The following is a 1868-nucleotide window of genomic DNA, read 5'->3' as shown; positions in this document are numbered from 1 at the left end:
TAACCATGTGTTGATTGGTGTTACAGCGCGCGTCCCTTCATTATTATGCGACGCAAAAGGTTCAGTTGGGCGACGAGTGCGGCAAATAAAGGTGAATGTGTGAATTTGTTCAGGGCGTCAGTTTATGGAATCTGGTTGGCTGCTCTTTCGGTGTCAGTTGCACCGCCTGCGCTCGCGCAGCCGGATGTTTTGATTCTGGGTGACAGCCAGATTTCATTCGGCGCCGGGAAGGAATACCTGCGGTTTTTTGATCAGCTGGCCGATCGCTGCAAACTAACACCTCAACGCCGGAAAGTGCTGGGCCGGCTTGGTGATCGTGAGACAGCCGCTATCGGTGTCCGCTCAACCTCGCTCCAGTCGTGGACGACACCGAATGGTGCTGCAAAGGGCGCAATTTGCGACGTCGACAAAAAGTTCGGAGTCAACGCTGGCGCATATGGCATCGAAGGAAACCCGGACCGGGTATTCATTCAGATCGGCAAGGGGGATGCCTATCAGTTCTGTGAACCGGATCGAACCGCATTTGAGGTCATGTTTGAAGACGGGTATTATGACCCTGGATTGTTGGTCCTGACTTTTCTGGGAAATTCCGCAGAGAGGTGGGCTAATGCGCCCGAGCTTGCGAGGCAAGATGCCAGCAGAACGTTAGAACAGGTTCCGGATGATATCCCTTGCGTGTTTATCTCGAGTGTGCCGGTCTACCTGAAGAAGACAAACGACAAACGCATGAAAGCCCAAACCGAAATTGCCCGTGCGTTCCGGCGTGCTGGAACGCAATGTGCGGTGGTCGAAGGGTTCAATCGCAAGACACGCGATGCGATCGAGGGTACGCCCGCGTATTTCCGTCGCAACAAGGCAGGTCAGGTCAAGGATCCGCATCACCCAAGCCCGGCCGCGGTCCGGGCTTTTCTTGATATCAACGCGGCCAGTATTTGCGATGCGGTATTTTCGGCCTTGAAGTAGAAGCGAAAACTGCCAGGGGAAACAGATGTTAAGAAAGATAATTGCGGCGGTTTTCACCCTGGCGCTTGGCGGCACCGCATCAAGCGCAGAAGAATTCACGTCGCCCGAAATTCTTATTATCGGAGACAGCCAGATATCGTTCGGTTCAGGACCAGCTTTTCTCGAGTTTTTCAGCGATATCAAAGAACACTGCCACCCGGATGACCGGCAGAAGAAGCACTTGCAGCGTCTTGGGAAAATGCGTGTCGGTGTGATTGGTGTCAGGTCCAGTTCCATTGACTCGTGGACCGCTCGTTCCGGGCGATCAAAGGACACGATCTGCAAAGTGGACCCAAAATGGAATGTAAATGCAGGCACGTACGGGTTTGTGAACAAGACGAGAAACAAGTACGTGCAGATTGGCAAGGGAAAGGAGTATCAGTTCTGTGCGGCGCAAACCTCGCCGCTCGAAGAGATGCTGCGTGATGGGTATTATAGCCCCAAGCTGATCCTGATGTCTTTTCTGGGTAATTCGGCAAAGCGGTGGGCCAGCGACCCTGGTGCCGCGATCCGGGATGTGGAGCGCCTGCAGGCTCAACTGCCCCCCGATCTGCCCTGTATTTTCATGACCACCGCGCCGGCCTACAAGAAAAAGATCGTTGATCTACGTCTGCGTGCACAGAAGAATCTGATGGATGCATTCAAAGTTACGGGATTGCGCTGCTCTTTCGTGCCAGGTGCAACGCCAGAGACCGTTGCTGCCAACCAGGGCAACAAACACTATTTTCGGCTCAACAAGAACGGCATGGTCAAGGATCCCTATCACCCTAACGAGGCCGCCGCCAAAAACTTCTTTGCGCTGGAAATGGACCAGATATGTACGGCCATATTCGATCAGATCGAGCCAACAAGGGAACAAAGCTAGG

Annotated in this window: 2 protein-coding genes; both read left to right on the top strand. The window is 53.6% G+C overall.

Annotated elements, in window-relative coordinates:
• The first annotated feature begins 135 nt into the window (after window positions 1-135).
• The gene (locus ACR1XV_RS21400) at window positions 136-963 is read left to right on the top strand and encodes an SGNH/GDSL hydrolase family protein (protein WP_480535052.1); all 828 of its coding nucleotides are present in this window, start codon (window positions 136-138) and stop codon (window positions 961-963) included.
• 25 nt (window positions 964-988) lie between these two features.
• Window positions 989-1867, top strand: a complete 879-nt coding sequence (locus ACR1XV_RS21395; protein ID WP_480535050.1) for an SGNH/GDSL hydrolase family protein — start codon at window positions 989-991, stop codon at window positions 1865-1867.
• The last annotated feature ends 1 nt before the right edge of the window (window position 1868 follow it).

It is taken from the genome of Ruegeria sp. AD2(2025), from assembly GCF_056542385.1.
Note: the sequence above shows the minus strand (reverse complement) of the source record. Positions and strands in the feature narration are given on the sequence as shown.

What these genes read in the sequence shown, in the direction of transcription:
- ACR1XV_RS21395 (WP_480535050.1), top strand. Translation starts at nt 989, where the DNA reads ATGTTAAGAAAGATAATTGCGGCGGTTTTCACCCTGGCGCTTGGCGGC.